Raw genomic sequence first — 19,473 nt, forward strand, 5'->3', positions numbered from 1 at the left:
AGCGATTGCGTACTACACAAACGAAGCGATTGCGTACTACACAAACGACGCGGACGATGCGCTGGCAACGGCCAAAAGCATGTCGCAAAACTGGGTAAATGAAGGACTGAGCATGGAAAACAAAGAACAGCCCGCCGCCAACCTGCCAGAGCGCGAGCGGGTGTATGACTTGCCCAATGGGTATCGTGACGCTGCGGAAACGATGTGGGGGCGCTTGCGCGCTCAAGGGTTTTCTCCAGCTTGGGACAACGGCATGCGCAATGGCGCGCAGATGATTGGTATCACCATCCCCCAGGACGAGGTGTCGAAGTTGCGTGAGTTGCAAAAGGCGACACCCGCCACTTGGGGGAACCACCCTGATGTGGAAAAGCTGCTTGATGCCAATCGGCACGGTATGGATGACGCTGCCAAGGTCAGGCAGTACCGGCTGAATGGTCTGACGCCCGAGCAGCGTGAATTTATCGAGCTGCTGCACTACCAGTCCAAAGACACCCTGCAGGTGGATGCCGCGCTCGATCTGAACGACCGTCTCCACGAGATGGCAGTGCAGCACCAACGTCTAGCGCAGATCAGCGTGGGCGAAAGCGGTTTGAGCAAAGCCCAGGAGCGCGTGCGTGACGATGTGGAGATGAAGATCGTCTTATTGGCGAGCAAGATTCCTGGCGTTTTGGAACCGAAGTTCATGTACGACCCACGCGGCACCACGGTCGGTTTGGTGTTTGAGTCTGGCGCCAACAACAGTCTCAACGGCAGCTACAAGGTGCCGTTGAATCCGGCGCGGGTAAAAGAGCTTGCGAACGAAGACTTTCAATCTGCTATCGAGGCCTTGGAGCAGGCGGATAAGGGGCGCGGCCCGGTGCGTTACATGGTGCTGACCATCGAGAACACCACCAATGCGGCTTTCGTGGACACAGGCCGCGAGCAGGAGGTTGCGCGCATCGTCGATGAAGCGGCTGACAAGCTGGATGATTGGTGGGTCCAGGGTGATGGCGAGCGCCATCCGCTGCGCGATCTCAATGGCAATGTAGTGGGGCATCTTACGCTCACGGATGACAAAGAAGCCCTTAATGGGGACGCGGTGGAGGCCGGGGTCAAGCTCGGATTCTGGTGTGAGCTGGACAACGACGCCTACGCCGATGACCCTGCGCACGAAGCTGCGCAGCATCTGCGCGAAGCGGCGCACCAGATCACCACAGGCCACACCGACTTTCCGATCTACGACACCAACGGGAACCATGTTGGCGACGGGTCGATCCGCGAGCTGCCATCCCTGGAAAAGGATGGCGTGATCGACATGAGCGCAGCGCTTGGTGATGTGTATCTTGCCGAGGATGGCTATTCCGGCATTGCCGATGGTGAGTATCGCTATGTGGTGCCTACCAACGGGTTCGAGCCTGGATACCACCAGGGCGAAGGCGACGCTTGGCTCGTCAACGCCAAGGGCGAGAAGGCCCCAGGCTACGAGGAGCCGCAGACGGTACGTGAGACTGCCTTCCGTGAGCTGAAAGCGGATGAGCTGAATGCCTTGCGCGATGTGGTCGAGGGGCGCGTGACGTTCGAGGACTTCGAGCGCAGCTTTGACGATGCCGACCCGGCACCGTAAACCTCTAGCAATCAATCGCCGAGGGGATCAAATGGATCATTCCAACAAGTCGCTTTCCAGTGATCTGGCGAAGATCGCCATGGGTGAGATGCACTCCGATCAGGTGCTCCGTGCGAGCGTGGAGCGCCTGGAAGCGCTTCGGGATCAGCACGAGCATGCTGACCCGGCCATCACCAAAAACCGGATCGTTCAGGCTCTGGTGCATTGCAAGCTCGCGCTGCACGGTGTTCACGAGGCTCATCACAAGTTGCAGGACGCCTCGGTGCTCTTGGCCTTGGATGAGGGCCAGGAGGCCAGCAAGAGCAAGCTACCGCCCGCCGACCAAGACCCGCGCTGGAAAGCGCAGATGCAGGCGCTGCGGGATGTGACGGCTTCCATCAATGAATCCATGGCGCCTGAGATCATCAAAGCCGATTTCGCGTTGACCAAGCTCCGTGAATACGGCGAGGATGTTGAGCTGGAGTTTGGTGGCGCGGTTGAGACTCTTGCCGATGGCACTGAGCGGGCGGGATTCAAGCGAACCGACCCCGATGGGCTGACCTTGCACGTTGTGTTGGAGGCGCCCCCAGGTGCGTCCATGGTCCTGGCCTATGCGAAGCTGGGTAAAGGCGACGATGTGCTCGTTGAGGGTGAGGTCATGCCTCGCAAGTCAGTGATCGGCGCGCTTGATGCGGCCATAGCCTCATTCGACGCGCTGAAAGCCAAGATGCCCGTTACCGAGGCGCGGACCCAGCCAGAGGCGCAGGCTCTCGCGCAACGAGTGGCCGGTGCGATGGGCGGAACGCTGGGGGATTGGGTGCAGGCCCAGGCCAAGGAGTGGGTGCGTAGCACGATGACCACTCCCGATGGCAGGGCCATCCGCGTAAGTGCATCCACGGGCGGCGTGGTCAGCATCAACGGAGATCCATTTACCCCCGACGCCGACCGTATTCTGAACGTGTCTGACGCGGCGGTGGCCGTCTCAATGCGGGTTGCGATTGAGCGTACTCCGGCGCCGTCTTTTCCGATCAGGACTGAACGTGTGTTCGCAGACGCTCCTGGCGCGGTGGGTGCCGCATGGGCCAATTTATGCGAGGAAGAGAATCGCCTTGCGGGCTACCTGTCCAGCCAGGAAGAGGGAACTGCCGTAGTGCTGGATGGTGATGCGTGGTATCTCGAACTGGACGATAGCCAGCAGCTTGTCCTGATGCATGGCGAGGTGGTGGACGGCAAGATCAAGAACGCCAGTTCTCGGTTCGACTTCGACTTGGGCTGGGTAGACGTTGAGGGCGAGGAAGTGGTTGCGTACACGTCTCGCGTCAGCAGTGTCGCCGACGATTTCATGATCGACCGGGCTCTGTGGAAGACCATGAAGGTCGAACATTGCGATTCGCCGACCCCTGGCATGTGACCGTTACACCGTACCCGTAAGGAACTATATGAGCACAAACTACACCGTTTCCATCACGTTCGAGGTGGTGACTGACGAGTCGGTCGAAGCTGGCGAAGTGGCGTACCGTGGCTACGAGCGCGAACGCGAAGACATGGATTTTGACGAGCTGAAACGGCTTGTTCAAGACTTCGGATTTTCCGAGCCTTCCTGCAGCCATCTGCAGGAGCGCATGTGGTTTTCCACCACCACGCCGAAAGAGGATCGGGCTTACTTTGAGGAAGGTGAGCGGCGCTTCTTCTCCCTGCACCTGCACTCGGTCAACGGCGAAGAGCCTACCCTGGACGACTACGCGGACATTGCACGCATGGCAAGGGTCAAGGTGAGTGGCCTTGAGACGGCTGGAACGCGCATTCAGCCAAAAGATGACGAGCTGTCGGCCAGCCCGAGCGCTTAGGCAGTAGCCCTGCCCATTCCGGCACGAGCTTAGACCACCCGGTGGCTGGAGTGGGCGGGAGCGCAAGCAAGCGCAAAAAATCTTTATTAGTGTGTACTAAAAGACCAATTAGTGCGCAATAATAGGGCCATTGCTTCTTTCAAAGGACCAGCATGGCCCACCAACGTATCTTGAATCAATCGCAGGCTGTGGCTGTCTGCAATGCGATGAGCCACATCAACAATGTCGCCATCGCCTACCGGGAAGGCTCCGGTCTGAGCATCAGCTTCTTCGGCAATGTCGAGGCTGCTGGCAACGAACCGAAGCAAATCGAGGTCGTTGAGGTGGATGGCGGATTGATCGTCAGCTACGGGTTGCTTGATCGCGAGCGTGAAACCTACCCCAGTCAAGCCGCTTTTGCTACGGCCTACGGCCTGGACTAGCGATGGCGCGCAGCACGCAGGCCTCTCTGGAGGCCAGTCGCAAGAAGGCAGGGCTGGCTGCTGCAGCTAAGCTCGAAGCGGCGGCGGATGCTCTCAATGCGTACATGAGGGCATGCCGCGAATGCGCCGATGCAAGCAATCCCGACCGTAACGGCGCCGCTGACAGCAGGGTAATTCTCGTGTCGCAGTGCTCGCACTACAGCAGCTATCTGCAAGATATTTACTCGAAATAGTGGGGGTGGAAATGTTCAAATTGTTGGTGGTAATGGCGGCGATTGCGTTGACCGCGTTCATGGTGGTGGGGCAATCGGAGCAGGCAGAGCGCACTGCGCAGCAGGGCACGCTTCTGGAGCGCCTTGAAGCCTTGAACACCCCCCAGGTGTCGTTGCTCGTGGACGAGTGGCGCGAGGCCTATCCCAGCCCGAGCGCCGAGCGCCTGACTGAGCTGCGGGTGCTTGTGCAACGTGTGTCGGCGGACCCCCGTTTGGCCGAGCAATACACAGCCAGTGCGAGACAGCGGAAATTCGATGCCCTCGGCGTTGAGTCTCCATTTGGCAGTGTCAAGGCATCCCCTGGCATTGGTCCAGTGTCGAAATGAACAAGCAACCTCAGCAGCGGGAAGTTGCCCATGTGCCAGTTACTTGGCTCATCGGCTCCTTTGCGTGCGGCCCACTGATTTTTTGGGTGCTCAAGCACCTCCAGGCGGTGCCAAAGGGCGCGACTGGTCTGTCGATTGCCGATTACATCAAACCTATGTCGGCGGTGATTCTCGATGCTTGGCCGGGGGTGTTGGTAGGGCTTGTCATGGCGTGCCTTCTCGCCATCGCGGTGAGCATTCGGTTCGCCTATCAAACCCGGACGCAACGCTTTGCGATCTTTGTTGCGTGTGAAGTCGCATTCATGTTGGGCTGTTTGTTGGGCTTGTGGCTGATCTGGGAGTCCGTGCCTGGGTGACTGCGCGCAGCGCTTGCCTTCCATCTCCCTGAAAAATTGAAAGATTAGGGCAAGGCTGAGCTGTGGGCATGTGGGCAACGCGAGCGTTGTCCATCATGTCCATGGTGAGGCGCGTCAGCGAGAGGCAAGGCAGAGCTGTGGGGCGTGGGCAACGCGAGCGTTGTCCATCGCTCCATGGCGAAGCGCGTCAGGGTTTTACTGTGGGCAAGCTGCAGGCTTGTCCATAGTGCCCGGAATCCTGGCGGTGGAGGATGGAGGATGGAGGGCGGGGGGTGCTCCTGGCCGCACGGCCTTTGCGCCTCACAACCTACGGTTGAAACGGCGCCTGGTTTTTTTAAGGCATGTTGAAGGAATAGCATGAAACTCAGCGATCCACAGGCACTGCTCGTCACGAAGCTGCAGGCTGGCTGCAAGTTGCAGCACCACCCTGGCACAGGGTTGTTTCGCCTGCAGGAGCCCACCACAACACGAACTGTCCACCCAGCGACGGTGGAGTCGCTGATCCGGTGCGGCGTCATCAACAAGTCGCTTGACGGCGAGTGCAGCTTAGCGTGGCTGCGCGGCAATGGGCTCTCGTCGCCGATGAGGATGCAAGGAAGTAGGTGGTTTCTTTTTGGCTAATAGTGTGTAACAATAGGGCCAAGCACAAGGGAAATACTGAAATGACAGAAGCGGGCACACCCAACAACAATGCGCAGTTCCTCGCGGTGATCGACAGCGAGGCGAGGGCGGTGATTCTTGAGAGCATTGCCAAGCACTACGGCATTAGCGCTCAAGAAGCCTTTGACGAGGTGTCCGACAAGTCCGCAGAGCATCTGCTGGATTACATGGTGGAGCCACAGCGCTCTGCTGCCTCTGTGCTGATGCAGGCACACGGCTTGCGCGGGTATTGAGGGAGACGAGCATGCCGGTGAAACAAGACCTAAATTTTGCTCAAGCTATCGAGCTGCTGAGGCCACTGCAGAAGCCACGCGCCACGCTCTACGGGCCGCGTTTTGGGTTCTTCATGGCTGAGGCCACTCAGGCATTGGGCGGTAGCTTGGCTACCGCTTCAAACATCCTGCTGTCACTGGGCGCTCAGGATCTGCTGGCGGGCGAGTTCGTCGTTCTCGCGGAAGGTGAGGATGCGCACACGTTGTACCGACTGGTGGACGTGCAAGCGCCCACCGTTCACTGAGCAGGTGCGCCCATGAGCAGAATCAGACGCAACTCGGACTTGCATACCTCCCAGGCCGACTCGGAAAGGTTGGTGCTTCAAGTGCTCGCTTCACCGACTGTGAGTGGGCACAAGGTCACGCTGCCGCTGTCAGCGCTCGGCTACGCGGCCTATCCTGGCTACAGCTTCAAAGCGCCGCAAGGCGCGGCTCTGGCGGCGGCTAGGCTGGCACGCGGCATGGCGGATCGCGGCCTCATTGGCTGGAGCCCTGGTGGGCAAGCGGGAGCTGGTCGCGGCTACTACGCGAAGCAGGCAGGGATTCATGTGCTTGAGAATGCGGCCGCAACTGACAGCAGTGCGGCAGGTGCCACGCCCTGAGAGGCCGAGTCGATTCCATTCAGGCCAGCGGCAGGCGTAGTTTTTGGCGTTTTCGAGGTGCTTGACCGGCCCATGGTGGCTCCGAAAGATGCCAAGGTGGCAGCGCGTGGGACACTGGCGAAGGCCAAGCGGATTGCAGCGCGCTACGGCATCGTGATCGACAGCTTCGACGGGATGTGGTTTGAGGTATCTTGCCCTGAGCTGGAGCACGATGATCCATTGGAAGGGTGCAATTCCACGGATGATGCGCGCGTGGTGCTTGAGCTGGTGGACGAGTACCGTGACTGCCTTGAGGGCGGGTATCTGGAAGCGGTGACAGACCCGTGTTTGATGAATTGAAATGGAGCCACCAATGGGAGATGCAAAGCGCCGCAAGGCATTGGGAAACTATCCCGACACTACCAAGCCCAAGCCAGCGACGCAGGGCGCGAGGTCGGACGGCGGCGGCGAAACAGTCACCTGGGAAGTGCTGGGCGACTTGGCCGCGCATCCGAAGAGCGAGGCAGTCATCCAGCTACTGGAGCAAATGAAACGAAAGTACGAGGGCTTTGGCGGCAACACGATGCTTGTCACGCTTGAACAGCCCGCGCGCACTCCGATCATCAAAGCCAGAGTCACAGGTATGGGGGCCTTCATGGGCCTGATCGGCGGCATGCAAGACCTTGGCCTTGTTGACCGACTGGAGAACGCCAGCGGGCCTGAGCGCGGCATCGACGCCGCATTTTCCTGAGAGCAGGGCGATGGTGGTATCTCCTGGCATGCGACCGCTGCTGGCCTACCCATTCTGCCGTATGCCGGGAGTAGAGACGGGTGTTGGAGCTGCGAGGAATCGAGATTCAAAAATAGTGGAGTAGGGCAAGGCAGAGCTGTGGGGGTGTGGGCAACGCGAGCGTTGTCCATCGCATCCATGGCGAAGCGCGTCAGGGTCTTACTGTGGGCAAGCTGCAGGCTTGTCCATAGTGCCCGGAATCCTGGCGGTGTTGGGTGAAGGGCGGGGGTGCTCCTGGCCGCACGGCCTTTGCGCCTCACAACCTGCGGTTGAAACGGCGCCTTATTCGTGTGTAGCAAATGACTATAATCAGGATTAATTGCACAGCAATTTAGTCAAGGGTTAAGCGGATATGCAAATCACTCAGAACCAACGAACGCGCCTTGTCGAGGCTATCGAGTCACGGCGGGCTGCGGTTGTCGCCGAACGAGCTGAGATTTCCAATGTTCAACGGAAGTGGACCAATGCCGACGCTGCCAAGGCATACGGACTCGATGAAGAGCGGGATGAGCTTGATGTTCTCAGCGCCGCTCTGCAGCAGCCATCGGGGCAACTCAACTGGTAACGGATCGAGCTGCTGCAAACCAATTGCAAGTGGGACTCTTGAAATGACCGATGCCAAGCAGCTTCTTTGGTGCTGGGTATCCAGCGGTTTTCAGGTTCTGGTCCCGAAGCGCAGGGGGTATGGCTTTCTCCGGGTGCCCTACGGCCACCATCATGACGCGGCCTTGGATGCGATTGGCGCCCTGGTGAGTGTTGATGTGTTCGGCCTGGATGGAGCACTGTTCTTCGAGTGCGCTGGCTCAGTGTTTCATGGTGCGCCTGCTGTCCGCGAGGCATTCGCTGCGAAGGTGGTGCCAGCCCTCGAACGGCATTACGGCCTGAGTGCTCTGGAGATTTCAGAGGGTGAGTTTTGGCGGCTCCACCCCCTGGAGCGGGCCGAGTAGCGGAGATAGAAGTGGCTGGCCTATTGAACGGGCGATTCGGCCCCTACAAGCCCAGGACGCCTGCAGAGCGAGCCAAGGCCCGCAAGCAGGCACAGGAGGCACGGCTTGCGGCCATCCAGCGGCAGGATTGGCTGTCCATGCACAGCACATGCCTCAATGGCTGCGGCCAGCCCGTGGCGTTCTATGACGAGGTGCATCTTTCCCTGCGGTACGGCGGCTGCTGTTCGGCAGCATGCGAAGAAAGCTATCGCGCCAAAGAGCTGTGAGCGGTGCCGGTTGTCTCCGTTCAACCGTCATCATCTTCGGTGAACCCCGTCGCGCTGGGTGGCACTGCAATCAGGCTGATGCGCCGCAGAGCCTCTGCCTCCTGGCCCTCTGGTACGCAAAGCCATGACTGCCGCCACCTGTCGGCACGGCCTTTGCGACCGCGCAAAAAGTATTCTGTGCCCGCGATCTGCATCACCCCGTCGATCCGAAGTCGTGCCCTGGTAAGGCAAAGCAATAGCTCTGGCCCAGCCTGACCATCTGTGAGGAACGCCTGCATGTTCACGGCTGGCGAGTAGTCGTCCAGCGGGGCAGGCCGGAAGTGCAGCCAGCCTTTCACGCCACCTGCTTTGAGGATCTGGGCGGGGTGTCTGCGCTGGCCTCGTTCGCGCATCTGGTAGACAATCATTTGCACTGTATAAGAATACAGTATTGAATCCGCTCGGTCATCTCTGCCATTTTTACGTGAACACTCAGTCCAATGGGACTTGATCGGCGCGCCAGCGTCGTGAGCAGGATGCGAGCATCGTGGTCAACGTACCAGTGGTTTTGGCCGCTTGAGCCTGCGTACACGGCCAGTAGGGGCCTTGCCCGCAGTTTTCCTGGGCACCGCTTGAGGTTGGTGCCGCTCCTTGCTCAGCAGCGCGCGCAAGGCTGCATTGGCTTCGGCCAGCTCCGCGTTTCTTTGCATCGCCTGGGCGTGGTCTGCGCGCAGGCTGGTGTTGGCCTCGGCCAGCTCGTTGAACCGTCGCATCGCCTGGGCATGCTCCATGCGAGCGTCAGCGACTTCGCGCCGCAGGGTCGTCTCCAGCTTCGCCGCCTTCTGCTCACCTTCCTGCAGGCCCTCCTGGCGGGCCAGCGCGACTTGTTGGCGTGCTGTGTCGATCTCTCGCATTGCGCGTCGGCGCTCGTCGTCTAGCCTGGTTGTGAGTGTGTGCAGCTCCTGCGTGTTGGCTGCAATCACTTGGGACATTTCCCGGCGTTGTTGGCCCAGATCGGCGATGTTCTGTGCTGCCATGCGCTCTGCCTGTTCGCGTGCGGCCCTCTCCGTGTTGCCTCGTTCGCGCTCCCGTTCCAACTCGGCTTGGAGTTCGGCTGTTCGTTGCTCGGCATGCGTCAGCGCTGTGGTTTTGGCTTCCAGCTCGCCCATGGCCACATTGAGGGCGCGATCCGATTCCATCTGCTCGGCCAGCAGGGCTTCACGCTGTTCCTCGAAGTCTGAGCGTGCTTCTGTCAGCGCTGCGTGCCATAGGGCCTGCATCGGCTGGGTCAAGGCGTCAGGCAGGCCCTCGGGCCGTTGGTGTAGCCGCTGCAGCCTGACTCCCTGTTCTTCACGGAAGTCTTTGATGCCACGGTTTATGTCGGTGGCAGATCCTTTTTTGATGTGTCCACGGATCACCAGCCAGGAAGGAATTCGCTCTCCAAGCCTTGCCAAAACCTCGCAGCAAATCTTTGTTCGCTCGTATGCCGAGCCATCCTTATATGCAGGGTAGGCCTCAAGTGCGCTCTGAATTTCACTCTCTGCAGGGGTGGACATGCAAGCGCCTTTCTGTGCTGTGTTGGTGTCTTTTGGGTGCCGCATCGGTGCTGTGCGTCGGGGCGCGGCAGCAGTCACATTCTCATTGATCCTGCAAATTTTCTCTCAATCTGCAAATGCGATTGTAGCGCCTGTTTTTGGAAAATAGCGTAAATACATGAACGTATATCGTACATATCAGTACAAAAATGCTTGACGATGTGCTGATAACTGCTATTATCAGCACCAGGAAATCGAAAGCGATTTCCGGGGTGTCGGGATGTCAAAATGGGTAAAAAGTCTTTTAGATCAAGGAGTTAGATATGAATGCTGGTGATTCACAACCCCCTGTGGACGAAAAACTGTCGGATGACAGCTCTCACGATGCAAAGTCCGTGGTCGTCGGCACTATCGAGATCGAGCCGCCTACATGGGGCGAGATGGGCCTCATCGCTTGGCGGCTGATTCGATCTGGTGAGATTAAGGCAGTCGAGCACATGAGTCAAGACTTCAAGCGCGCCTTTGCATGCACTGAGGTGTTGCGGCAGTTGATGGTCACGCTCACGCCTGAGCAGCGGGCAACCTATGAGCGCGTCTACGCAGCAGAAATGTCCAAGCAAGACCGCTACTGAAAGGCCGCACCATGACCGAAATGACCCCCGAGTCCTTTCCCCTGGTGCGCGGCGCGCTGCGCAACACACGCAGCTTTGATGCGGCCCTGGAGGTCATCCTTGATGGTGTTGCGGCGGGGTCCATCCGCAACACAGCCTGGAAGGATGCCAAGGACACGCTCTCGCGTGCCGTGTACGAGAGCTGGCCTCACGTTGTGAGCCGACCTCATATCCAAGGGCGGTACGCTGAGCTTTCCGAGGATCTGCAAGACCTCTACAACAGTGTCCTAGTGATGGGGCTGCATGACGTGATTTCGACGGCCAAGAAGGTCGCCAAGACCAAGGCAACTGGCCCCGCTGTCGATGCGATGCGAGCTTTCTGTAACGAGGTGCTGCCGCTCTCCCTCGCTGTAGCCTCTCTCCGAGATAAGGTGGTCAAGGGTCGCGCACCCGGCGCGGGGCCTGCCAAGCCCATCAATCCACACAAGGTAGTTAAGACGTGCCCTTGTTGCCAGCGCGGCATAGCGGTGGCACGAGGCACCATGGTCCACCATGGCTACGAGCGCCCAGGCCACGGCTGGCAAACGGCCTCCTGTGCTGGCATCCAGTTTGAGCCGCTGGAGGTGTCCCCAAAAGGCCTTGAGTACGTGGTGCGGACGTTGCGCGCCCAACTGGAAGCCAGTCGGAAAGCGCTCGCTGAGCAGGCCACGCAGCCGGAGTACCTGCTTGGAAAGCGTGAGCGCAAGGGGCCGCTGGAGAGGATCGGAAGAGGCGATCCGCTCTGGGCTCGGCTGTTCAGGGCCTACGTCGCCGAGCTTGAGTATTCGGTGCGCGTGCTCAGCGCCGACCTCCCTCCCCTGGAGAAGATGCTTGCTGAATGGCAACCGGGTATGGGAGGCCGCTGAACGGCCAGAATCAAAAAATGCAAACAACCGTAACGATGCAATTTTGTCGATTGATGCAAAAGCTCGTTGATGGCATGAATTTGCCAGTGAAAAACCCTTCCTCTGTTATGCTGACTGGACCACTATGAACCTGCCTGTACATGAGTCCGCGCCCATGCCCGCATCGCTTAGCGAAGGCGGGCTGTCTGTTTTGGGCGCCCGTGGTGATGCAGACGCAGTTGCGATGTGGCTGCAGGCGCGTGGGTCGCGGTCGATCCACACGCAGCGAACTTACCGCCGGATCAGCGAGCGCCTGTTGATTTGGCTCTCCAGGGCCGAGATGACCCTGGCCCGGATGACGGTGACTGACGCACAGGTTCATCTCGATTCGCTACGCAGCCCGGATGCGAGCTTGATGATTCCGCGCAATGAGAAGGGTCAGCTTGCTGAGCCTCTGTACAAAAGTCAGACCCTCAAGCGGCCCATGAGTGCGAAGGGGTTTGCGTTCTCGCGCACCGTCCTGAGTCAGCTTTTTCAATACCTGATGACGGCTGGGTATGTGCGGAGCAATGTGTTTGCGTTGACGGAGGTGCCCAAGGTCGTTGAGGTCGATCCAGCGAACAAAGTGCTGTCCCAGGTTGGGAGCAAATATCTCTGGGAATGGCTGCACTCCCAGGAGCCTCCAGATACTCACCACAAGCGGCTTGTGGCTGCACGGAATCGGTGGGTGTGTGCCCTGCTCTATTACACCGGGATTCGCAGTAAGGAGGCTGTGGCAGGCCGCATGGCTGACATTTTTCGCGACTCTGACGGATGGCAGCTCAAGGTGCTGGGCAAAGCCTCAAAGGAGCGTCGTGTCACGATGAGCAACACGTTGGGTCGAGAGTTGATGCGCTTTCGTGAGGCCATGGGTGTCTCGCCCTGGCCGACACCTGATGACCCGATGCCCTTGATTCCTCATGTGCGTGGCAAGGATCGAGCAACTACCCCTATTTCGTCGCGGATGCTGCACAAGCTCGTGAGCGAGCTTTGCAAGGCAGCAGCCGATGCCAGCGACGATCCCCACGTCGCTGATGAGCTGCGCCGCATGAGTGTCCACTGGTTTCGTCACACCTCGGCGACGCATCGCCTGGAGGCGGGAGCGCGCTTGGAAACCACTCAGCAGGAGCTGGGGCATGCCAACCCGAAAACAACCCTGCTCTACGCCCAGATCGCGGGCCGCGCCCGACGCGAGGACGCAGAGCTTTTTGAAGCCGCAGTAGCGGCACGAGGCAAACAGGAGAAATCGAGATGACGAGAAGGATTAGGCGCCCTGCGCGTGCGCGCGCCCGCCAGCCGCATGTGAGCTATGGGGTGCCGTCTGAGCGCGGCACGATCAGCCCGAGGGCCGTGATGCTGCTGCTGCTGTGCGGCGGGCCGCTGCTGCTGATCTTCGGTTCATTCATCTTTGGTGTGGGCCTGCAGACCTTTGGCATGGTCGGCGCGGCCAAGCATGGCGGGTTCCTGGGTGGCATCGGCTCAATGGCATTGACCGTCCTGATCGGCGCATTCCTCTGCATTCCCGGTTATCTCGTGGCGGTCATTTGGTATGGCGTCAAGACGAGGGAATTTCGTGATGACGTTCCAATGCTCATTCAAAAAACCATGACTATTCCGCTCGTGGCCCTGGTTATGTTTTGGGTTCCTGCGGTCCTCATTCCCAATCTTCAACTGGGTGTCCGCATTCAGGTTGCTGGGTTGAATGTGATTTTGATGCTGATTTTTGGTTATCTGTGGATCGCAATTGTGCGGTTCACGATAAAGGCATTTGTGCGGATTCGAGTTATTCAGTACACGTAATAGGAGGTTGAGATGAAATATCGGCTGATCGCTATCGCCGTCCTGGGGATTGCAGGGCACCCGAGCCTGATGGCCGGGTATCGAGTCATCGGTGAAGGGACGCCCGAGGCGCCCTACACGGTCCCCGTGCCGGTGCCAATTGCGCCTGTGGTCGCCGCTCCCCTTGCCGGTGGCCAGGGTGCTGAGCCGCAAGTGCTTGCGGCCCGCGTCCAGGCGCTGGAAGCGGAGAACCGCGAACTGCGTGAGCGGCTGCGGGATGCCGAATGGAAATTGGGCAACCGCAGGGCGCCATCTGTCGATGGTGATGACACAGCATCCGTTGGCTTTGACACTGGGAGCACCTCGGTGGCGCAGCCTGCTTCGCGCAAGGCCGAGATTCTGGCGCGCGCTCGATCTGCCTCTGCCATCGAAATCGTCGGCTACACCGACAACACCGGCAGTGCCGCGATCAATAAGCGCATAGCGCTTGCTCGCGCGCAGCTCGTGAAAGACATGCTGGTGAAGGAAGGCATCCCGGCGCAGTCAATCCGCGTCAAGGAGCAGTCTGGGGTGTACTACGCGAGCAACGACACGCCCGAGGGGCGTGCTGCCAATCGTCGTGCGATTGTTTCGTTCCGCTGACCTGGGCAACACGTTATGCAGAAAAAATTACTGCTGATCCTGAGCGGACTGTTCTCGGTCCTCAGCGCCTCGGCGCAGATGCCCGTGCCGTTGCTGGATGCAGGCCCGCAGGCTGCTCAGGCCCGTAGCCAGCTCGAAGCCATCTTGCTGTGCAAGAGCGGGACCAAGCTCTCGCCCAAGGCCATAGAGGGCCAGTTCCAGGCGCTTGGATTGGCGAAGGGGCCAGATGGGGTGTATCTGCCAGCACGGGCCGGGTACAAGCCATCGCTGTTTGGGGATACGGTTGTGGCCGCGCTTGTGAGCGAGGGGGCGGGCGAGGTGAAAGCCGCCGTCTACCTTGCATCCCAGTCGGGCAAGCGCATGGCGAGCAAGCTGTCCGTGCTCGACGTGGACGAGCAGGCGAATACCGACGAAGCCTCGTATTTCAAGAAGACGGGCAAGAAGACCACGCTGCTGGTCGGCGCAGCCTCGGAGCTGTCCGTGGGGAGCGCAACGGTGAAATACCAATCGGCTGTCGCCTGTCAGGTGACAGGCTGAACAACAAGAAATCTATCTGCAACAGGAGAATTTAATGAATACAAACCTGAAATTCAAGCTCGCAGCAGCGGTCGCGGCTGCGTCAATTCTGTCCGGCTGTGCTGGCTACGATCAGTGGGCCGAAGACACGAATAAGAAGATGAATTCTGGCTGGACGGAGATGCTCTATGGCAAGCAGACTGTGGATAAAAGCGGTATGCCTGCCGGATTCGATATTGATGTGCGTTATGGCAAGGGCGAGGGTTCTGGTATTCCAGGCCCTGCCGCATCGAAATTCATCGACAAGCTGACGGGACATTACTCTTACAACAAGAGCTGCAAGGGAATGATTATGTTCAACGTCAACCTGTTGAATGATACCGGTATGCTTGTGCGCAGTGAAGCCATCATGCAGCCCGGTTACACCGCCAACATGAAGGTGCAGATCAGCAAGGATGTGTTCACCGACGCGATGATGCAGAAGTCCACCCAAGTGACCAAACTGGTGGTGGGCAATTTGCAGTGCATGTGATGGGCGGGGCTATGCGCGCTGACGCGATCCGGGCAGAGATCGCAACACTCACAGACGCCGCCATGTGCGGCGATTGGGAGTTCGGCGAAGCGGCCTCAGTGTTGCGGGCCATGGGCCGCAACACCCTGCAGGCGAAGGACGTACCGGGCGCTATGGAGATGGTTGCGCTGCTGCAGCACTTCGCCCCGCGACTTCGGGTGATCGACACGCCCTGCCTGGGCGAGGATGGCAAGGATGTGGATCTGGCTCAAGGGATCGTATGGGGCAGCGGCAAGCTGCTTTTGCTGATCGAGATACCCGAAGGCGAGTTCGAGAACATCGCCTACTGGGTTGCCGATACTCTGCCCAGCAGCAAGATCAAAGCGATGCCGGGTGTGCTGGCCCTCCCCTTCACCGTCGAGAGCCCTGGCGAGGATGGCAGTGGGCAGCGCGTCCTCTTCCCCGACTGGTTTGCAGTGTTCTACCCACATGGCATGGCAGAGCATGCCTTTGCCACCCTGGTGCTGCGCTCAATGCTGTCGCATGAGGCTTTGGGTGGTGACTGGGTGGATGTGGCCGTGGGGCGCATGGCTTACTACGCCTTGCCAAGAGAGAAGGCTGAAAAATTTGTAGCCAAGGGAACCAAGGCTAATTAGTGTGCATCAATAGTGGTAGGCTCTTGTCCTAGACTATTTGGAGTGATTTATGACCACCTTGAACCCCGCAAGTGCCAGTCTCGCGGATGCATTCCACCACTCCGAGTCGATTTTGGCGCTGGAGGGCATGAGTCCCGATTCAACCAGCATTGCAATCAAAAATGCTGTCATCGCTGGCCGTGTGACCGGCTCCCAGGCCGTGGCTGAGTTGTGTGAGTGGGTCAAGGCCCACCAGTCGCTTGATGGATTTATTGCTTCCCGCGCGTGGGTATAGTGGGCTGCGGTGTCAAATCAATACATAAACAAGGACGGTGTTTTTGACAACAAGCTCGGCATTAAAGACCCGGCATTGCTTGATTCGATAGAGTACAGCGTTTCCCAGAATAAGCAGGTTGAAATACTAAGTGGCAAGGTTGCGCTTGCCGAAAATGGTTTTGGCCTGGAAACACTTAGAGCCATTCATAAATACCAGCTTGGTGATATTTATGAATGGGCGGGTGAGCTGCGAACGATACCGCTTGCCAAGGAGCTGAGCCTAAAAAAGGGTTATTTTAGTGTCTTTGCCAATCCAGGCCAGTTGCTGGATAAATGGTCAGCCCTGGAGGAAAAAACGGCTGAATTTGTCCACGCCAAGAATCTTTCTTTTGACCAAAAGAGAGAGGCATTGGTAGATATTTTCATTGAAGCTAATCACATACACCCATTTCCCGAGGGTAATGGCCGTGCCCTGCAGACGTTTATGAAGCTGCTTGCTGATAAGCAAGGTGTGGAGCTGGACTATGGCGCCGCGAACTCGCGTTCTTGGAATCATGCGAGTGCAGTTTCGGGCATCTACGGCGAGCGTGAAATACGCGATGGCGAGAACCATCTGAATCGCCTGCCTCCGGATGATCGGCCACTCCGCGAAATCTTCGAGCGGATGGCCACCCCTCGGCCCAGGTCTGTGAAAGAACGCCTCACTGATGCAGCTCGTGATTTTCAGGTGCGCCTATCGGTGTTGACCGGCAGCAAAGGCTACAAGGAAGCCCTCACCCCGCGCCCCGCGCCGTGGAGCGCTGAGCAGGAGCTGCGAGCGTCAAAGCTGGATGCAATGCGAGCAACTGCCACGGGAACAAGACTTGCGTTTGCTGAGATCGGCGTTGAGGCGATTCAGCAGTCTGGAAGCGCCTCAAAGGTGGACTGGAGAGCGGTCGAAGATGCAGCGATTTTCAGGGCTATTGGCGAACAAAGAGAGGCCCCAGAGGCCGTGTACAAGACACTGCTGGATACCAGCCCGAACGCTGTCGCGGAGCCTCAGAGGACAATCCTCAAGGTGCGAGTGGATAGCGCAGCGCGCAAAGCAGCTTTACCGCCCGACCCATCGCCTAGCGCTGGGCCTTCGATGTAGATGCCGTTACGGCTTTGAATCTCCTTAATGGTGTGTAATAATACACACTAACAAAGGAGTGATTCATGCTGAACAAGACCAGTTACGAGAACCCCGCAGATCAAGTGCGTGATGATGCCTTGGCTGAGCGCGGACTGCCGCCCATTGCTTACGCAGACAACTCCAAAGGCATCTACGGATGCGATGCAAAGGTCATCGCCATCAAGCGCGGTGAAACCGGCTTCTATCCAATTCAAAGCCGCTTGTCTGCCGATGAACTCAATGCAGCCGAGGGCGTGAGTGAAGCTCAGCGCGAGGCGATGCTGGCAGGCAGTATGTTTGGCTGGCATCTCAAAGGAGCCGACCCTGACTTTCAGCAGAAGTTGCTGGGGCGTTCTGCAGCTCGCGCCGCCGCCTGTCCAGCATGAGTGGGTTTACTATCCCCCTCGCCCGCCGTAGCCGCTGCGAGGCGAGCGGCAAGGAGTTCACGCGCTATGTGCGCCGTGGCGTGCCGAATGAGCACGGCATGCTCAATTGCCCCGTGTGTGGCAAGGGCGTCACCTTGCGCAGCAAGGAGGCGGGCGGCGTGGCAGTTGTCATCCCCAGACACCTTGAACGCATCGTCGGTCTTTAGCGCAGGAGGGAGTTATGCCAGAGTCGAAACCAATGCCGCTTCGCGTAGTGGACGTGGAGCAAATGCGAAAAGAGTTCGCCGCCATCGAAGCGCGGCAGACCGTGCTGACGAATGTCGGTCAAAGGCTGCTGGCCCGCGTTCGTCCAAGCTCCAAATACTACGGCCAGGGCGTTGAGGGGGCGCTGTTCCCCGTCTGCATTGGGCCAGCCGGTGAGTACGTGGTCATCGGTGGCCCTGGTGGGCAGTACCGCCTGTTCGATGTTGACCTGTTTGCCGTCTTTGACGACAGCAGGCCTCCGACACAGATCACTTTTGAGGCAGTGAGCGAACCATGCAGCAAGCTCGATTGACCGACCACACGACTGTCTACCCGGCAAGAGCGGGTGCATTTCCGGCTGTGTCATTTCGCACGGTTGCCGATGCGCTGGAGCACATTCATGTTGAGCTGCGCGGCGCACCCTGTGGGATTTGCTCTTGTCCAGCGAGCAGCTATTTCATCCACCATCCAGGCACAATTCGTCGGGGAAAGCACAATGAATAAAACCGGACCAATCAGTAGTCTTTTTAATGGCCTGTCGGCTGTTTACTTGATCTTGTCGGCCAGCATCGCATTAGGTCTGTTGGTGGGCTCTTTCGCCAGTGGTATCGAAATTGTCGGCGCTCCTGGCTGGGCTTGGACCTTATGGGGTGTTTCTATGCTGTCAGCAATCTCCATAACCCATTTCTTTGGTGCGCGTCGTCACATGATGCCACTAATAGTATTAGGATGCATTCCCCTTCTATTATTCTTTTTGACCGGCGCTTTGGGCGTACCGGTAGAAGAGAATTCAGTGAGCATCGTTCCGATGCGCGAGTTGTTCGATCTGACTTGGGTTATCGCTTTGGTGTTCGCGCCGGTTTTTGTATTGGTGGTGGCATGCGCTGGCTGGTATTCAAGCGAGCGCGAGCGGCGTGAGATAAGGTAGGCGATGGCAGCGATTAGCTACAGCGCTCCCTTGGCCGATCCGGGAACCCTTGCCTTTGCCGTCAATTTCTGCATTCAAGTGCTTGGCGGTTATGGGATTAAGTCCATTTATCTGATTGGCAGCAGAGCTAACGGTCAACCCCGCAGTAACTCTGACCATGATATTTTGGTAATTCTTGACGATGCTGCGCCTGCGGATATTTCGTTGAGCGGTACGCTGCATTCAAAAATCTTTTTGCAATTGGATAAGGCGCGTAAAGCACAAGGGCTAGGGCCTATTGATCTGATTACTATGCGTGAAAGCCGCTATCAAAACAGTAAAGATGATCCAAGTGCATTTGCCGGTGCTGTGTCCGGTGGGATTCGATTATTCTGAGGAACGCAATGAAAGCTGAATACACAGTCTTCGAGGATGCAGTCGGGTATTGGTTTGTGCCGCATGCAGCAGAAGCAGCCGCGATTGCGGCGCCGTCAGTGCATCGGAAGGACGCGCACCCCACCAAGATTGCAGCGTGCCGCGCAGCACTTGCGGATGCATTGACGCAGGGGGCCACGGAGCTGCATTTGCACGGCATGGGCGCCACTCTTGGCGTCAAAGCGGATGCCGCAGCAAAGGGCGTCAAGCCCTATATCTACCACCCCTCGATCACCACAAAGATCGCGCCATTCGTGCGAGGCAAAAGGGCGTGAAAGGCATCTTCCCGGCCCAACCGGGCGAGAGGCCAGTCCGGTTCGCCCGGTTGAAACTAGCCACGGCAATCGTGGCCGTTTGCATGCTGCTGGCCGTAGGCGCTTTCGCCCTGGCCAGCAGCCTTGATCCTCTGGCAGGCCTCGGCGTCTTCGTGCTGCGCGCCGTTTTGATGATCCTGTCCACCGCGTTGCTGCTGTTGGGATTGGTCACTGGGTTCGGAATCTTTCTGGCGCCGAAAGACTAGCGGCCTGCCGTGGGGCCAGCCCTTCCCAAGATCCATGGGGTGGATGTTGTGTTCGGTTAAACGAACAAAACATTGACGCAGTTTTGCAAATGTTCGATACT

General features: G+C 58.5%; 34 protein-coding genes. 32 read left to right on the forward strand and 2 right to left on the reverse strand.

Going from position 1 to position 19,473, the window contains the following annotated elements:
* The 15 genes from ASD94_RS23765 to ASD94_RS24170 form a co-directional block, all read left to right on the forward strand.
* On the forward strand, positions 1-1,603 hold a 1,603-nt coding region (locus ASD94_RS23765; protein ID WP_200954182.1), incomplete at its 5' end, for a hypothetical protein.
* Positions 1,604-1,634: 31 nt separating this feature from the next.
* Positions 1,635-2,993 (forward strand): hypothetical protein, encoded by a 1,359-nt coding sequence (locus ASD94_RS04205; protein ID WP_056639099.1) that lies wholly within the window; start codon positions 1,635-1,637, stop codon positions 2,991-2,993.
* A 28-nt stretch (positions 2,994-3,021) separates the two neighbouring features.
* Entirely contained in the window at positions 3,022-3,429 is a 408-nt protein-coding gene (locus ASD94_RS04210) for a hypothetical protein (RefSeq protein WP_056639102.1), read from the forward strand.
* A 152-nt stretch (positions 3,430-3,581) separates the two neighbouring features.
* The gene (locus tag ASD94_RS04215; protein WP_156391330.1) at positions 3,582-3,851 is read left to right on the forward strand and encodes a hypothetical protein; all 270 of its coding nucleotides are present in this window, start codon (positions 3,582-3,584) and stop codon (positions 3,849-3,851) included.
* Positions 3,852-3,853: 2 nt separating this feature from the next.
* The gene (locus tag ASD94_RS04220) at positions 3,854-4,084 is read left to right on the forward strand and encodes a hypothetical protein (protein WP_056639108.1); all 231 of its coding nucleotides are present in this window, start codon (positions 3,854-3,856) and stop codon (positions 4,082-4,084) included.
* Positions 4,085-4,095: 11 nt separating this feature from the next.
* Positions 4,096-4,449, forward strand: coding sequence for a hypothetical protein (locus ASD94_RS04225; RefSeq protein ID WP_156391331.1), 354 nt, complete (start codon positions 4,096-4,098; stop codon positions 4,447-4,449).
* The gene (locus tag ASD94_RS04230) at positions 4,446-4,805 is read left to right on the forward strand and encodes a hypothetical protein (RefSeq protein ID WP_056639114.1); all 360 of its coding nucleotides are present in this window, start codon (positions 4,446-4,448) and stop codon (positions 4,803-4,805) included. The genes ASD94_RS04225 and ASD94_RS04230 overlap by 4 nt, the downstream gene beginning before the upstream one ends.
* 357 nt (positions 4,806-5,162) lie before the next feature.
* Positions 5,163-5,426, forward strand: coding sequence for a hypothetical protein (locus ASD94_RS04235; RefSeq protein ID WP_056639117.1), 264 nt, complete (start codon positions 5,163-5,165; stop codon positions 5,424-5,426).
* A 41-nt stretch (positions 5,427-5,467) separates the two neighbouring features.
* Entirely contained in the window at positions 5,468-5,698 is a 231-nt protein-coding gene (locus tag ASD94_RS04240; RefSeq protein ID WP_056639120.1) for a hypothetical protein, read from the forward strand.
* A gap of 11 nt (positions 5,699-5,709) precedes the next feature.
* Positions 5,710-5,982: a hypothetical protein gene (locus ASD94_RS04245; RefSeq protein ID WP_156391332.1), complete on the forward strand. Its 273-nt coding sequence runs from the start codon at positions 5,710-5,712 to the stop codon at positions 5,980-5,982.
* Positions 5,983-6,411: 429 nt separating this feature from the next.
* The gene (locus tag ASD94_RS04255; RefSeq protein ID WP_056639130.1) at positions 6,412-6,678 is read left to right on the forward strand and encodes a hypothetical protein; all 267 of its coding nucleotides are present in this window, start codon (positions 6,412-6,414) and stop codon (positions 6,676-6,678) included.
* Between the two features lie 13 nt (positions 6,679-6,691).
* On the forward strand, positions 6,692-7,069 hold the full coding sequence (locus ASD94_RS04260) for a hypothetical protein (protein WP_056639133.1): 378 nt from the start codon (positions 6,692-6,694) through the stop codon (positions 7,067-7,069).
* A gap of 391 nt (positions 7,070-7,460) precedes the next feature.
* On the forward strand, positions 7,461-7,673 hold the full coding sequence (locus ASD94_RS04265) for a hypothetical protein (protein WP_056639136.1): 213 nt from the start codon (positions 7,461-7,463) through the stop codon (positions 7,671-7,673).
* 43 nt (positions 7,674-7,716) lie between these two features.
* The gene (locus ASD94_RS04270; protein ID WP_056639138.1) at positions 7,717-8,055 is read left to right on the forward strand and encodes a hypothetical protein; all 339 of its coding nucleotides are present in this window, start codon (positions 7,717-7,719) and stop codon (positions 8,053-8,055) included.
* A gap of 137 nt (positions 8,056-8,192) precedes the next feature.
* Positions 8,193-8,321 carry a hypothetical protein gene (locus tag ASD94_RS24170; protein WP_255357418.1) on the forward strand — a complete coding sequence of 43 codons (129 nt, stop codon included), beginning with the start codon at positions 8,193-8,195 and terminating at the stop codon, positions 8,319-8,321.
* Positions 8,322-8,341: 20 nt separating this feature from the next.
* Here the strand turns inward: ASD94_RS24170 and ASD94_RS04280 are convergent, their stop codons facing one another.
* Both ASD94_RS04280 and ASD94_RS04285 read right to left on the reverse strand, forming a co-directional pair.
* Positions 8,342-8,728, reverse strand: coding sequence for a hypothetical protein (locus ASD94_RS04280; RefSeq protein WP_056639144.1), 387 nt, complete (start codon positions 8,726-8,728; stop codon positions 8,342-8,344).
* Positions 8,729-8,851: 123 nt separating this feature from the next.
* A complete protein-coding gene (locus tag ASD94_RS04285) occupies positions 8,852-9,856 on the reverse strand; it encodes a DNA-binding protein (protein ID WP_162255813.1) in 1,005 nt (334 codons plus the stop codon).
* A gap of 302 nt (positions 9,857-10,158) precedes the next feature.
* Between ASD94_RS04285 and ASD94_RS04290 the strand changes: the two genes are divergently transcribed.
* From ASD94_RS04290 to ASD94_RS04360, 17 genes are all read left to right on the forward strand, one after another.
* Complete coding sequence (locus tag ASD94_RS04290) at positions 10,159-10,467, forward strand: hypothetical protein (protein ID WP_156391333.1); 309 nt, start codon at positions 10,159-10,161, stop codon at positions 10,465-10,467.
* A gap of 11 nt (positions 10,468-10,478) precedes the next feature.
* A complete protein-coding gene (locus tag ASD94_RS04295; RefSeq protein ID WP_056639153.1) occupies positions 10,479-11,351 on the forward strand; it encodes a hypothetical protein in 873 nt (290 codons plus the stop codon).
* A gap of 154 nt (positions 11,352-11,505) precedes the next feature.
* Positions 11,506-12,624 (forward strand): site-specific integrase, encoded by a 1,119-nt coding sequence (locus ASD94_RS04300; RefSeq protein ID WP_235510563.1) that lies wholly within the window; start codon positions 11,506-11,508, stop codon positions 12,622-12,624.
* 98 nt (positions 12,625-12,722) lie between these two features.
* Positions 12,723-13,169: a hypothetical protein gene (locus ASD94_RS04305; RefSeq protein ID WP_156391334.1), complete on the forward strand. Its 447-nt coding sequence runs from the start codon at positions 12,723-12,725 to the stop codon at positions 13,167-13,169.
* Between the two features lie 12 nt (positions 13,170-13,181).
* Positions 13,182-13,790: an OmpA family protein gene (locus tag ASD94_RS04310; protein ID WP_056639161.1), complete on the forward strand. Its 609-nt coding sequence runs from the start codon at positions 13,182-13,184 to the stop codon at positions 13,788-13,790.
* 15 nt (positions 13,791-13,805) lie between these two features.
* On the forward strand, positions 13,806-14,327 hold the full coding sequence (locus ASD94_RS04315; RefSeq protein ID WP_056639164.1) for a hypothetical protein: 522 nt from the start codon (positions 13,806-13,808) through the stop codon (positions 14,325-14,327).
* Between the two features lie 34 nt (positions 14,328-14,361).
* Positions 14,362-14,838 carry a hypothetical protein gene (locus ASD94_RS04320; RefSeq protein ID WP_056639166.1) on the forward strand — a complete coding sequence of 159 codons (477 nt, stop codon included), beginning with the start codon at positions 14,362-14,364 and terminating at the stop codon, positions 14,836-14,838.
* An 11-nt stretch (positions 14,839-14,849) separates the two neighbouring features.
* A complete protein-coding gene (locus ASD94_RS04325) occupies positions 14,850-15,473 on the forward strand; it encodes a hypothetical protein (protein ID WP_156391335.1) in 624 nt (207 codons plus the stop codon).
* A gap of 49 nt (positions 15,474-15,522) precedes the next feature.
* Positions 15,523-15,747 (forward strand): antitoxin VbhA family protein, encoded by a 225-nt coding sequence (locus ASD94_RS04330; protein ID WP_056639174.1) that lies wholly within the window; start codon positions 15,523-15,525, stop codon positions 15,745-15,747.
* Between the two features lie 9 nt (positions 15,748-15,756).
* Positions 15,757-16,860 (forward strand): Fic family protein, encoded by a 1,104-nt coding sequence (locus ASD94_RS04335; protein ID WP_082576742.1) that lies wholly within the window; start codon positions 15,757-15,759, stop codon positions 16,858-16,860.
* A gap of 65 nt (positions 16,861-16,925) precedes the next feature.
* Positions 16,926-17,267, forward strand: a complete 342-nt coding sequence (locus tag ASD94_RS04340) for a hypothetical protein (RefSeq protein WP_056639180.1) — start codon at positions 16,926-16,928, stop codon at positions 17,265-17,267.
* On the forward strand, positions 17,264-17,473 hold the full coding sequence (locus ASD94_RS04345) for a hypothetical protein (protein WP_056639182.1): 210 nt from the start codon (positions 17,264-17,266) through the stop codon (positions 17,471-17,473). Before ASD94_RS04340 ends, ASD94_RS04345 begins: the two co-directional genes overlap by 4 nt.
* Before the next feature lie 14 nt (positions 17,474-17,487).
* Entirely contained in the window at positions 17,488-17,823 is a 336-nt protein-coding gene (locus ASD94_RS04350) for a hypothetical protein (protein WP_056639185.1), read from the forward strand.
* 87 nt (positions 17,824-17,910) lie between these two features.
* The gene (locus ASD94_RS23450) at positions 17,911-18,438 is read left to right on the forward strand and encodes a hypothetical protein (RefSeq protein ID WP_156391336.1); all 528 of its coding nucleotides are present in this window, start codon (positions 17,911-17,913) and stop codon (positions 18,436-18,438) included.
* A 3-nt stretch (positions 18,439-18,441) separates the two neighbouring features.
* Positions 18,442-18,813 (forward strand): nucleotidyltransferase domain-containing protein, encoded by a 372-nt coding sequence (locus ASD94_RS23015; RefSeq protein ID WP_082576743.1) that lies wholly within the window; start codon positions 18,442-18,444, stop codon positions 18,811-18,813.
* An 8-nt stretch (positions 18,814-18,821) separates the two neighbouring features.
* Positions 18,822-19,127, forward strand: a complete 306-nt coding sequence (locus ASD94_RS04355; RefSeq protein ID WP_056639189.1) for a hypothetical protein — start codon at positions 18,822-18,824, stop codon at positions 19,125-19,127.
* The gene (locus ASD94_RS04360) at positions 19,124-19,372 is read left to right on the forward strand and encodes a hypothetical protein (protein ID WP_056639192.1); all 249 of its coding nucleotides are present in this window, start codon (positions 19,124-19,126) and stop codon (positions 19,370-19,372) included. The genes ASD94_RS04355 and ASD94_RS04360 overlap by 4 nt, the downstream gene beginning before the upstream one ends.
* Positions 19,373-19,473: the final 101 nt, after the last annotated feature.

Source organism: Acidovorax sp. Root70, from assembly GCF_001428225.1.
Taxonomy (GTDB): Bacteria; Pseudomonadota; Gammaproteobacteria; order Burkholderiales; family Burkholderiaceae_C; genus Acidovorax.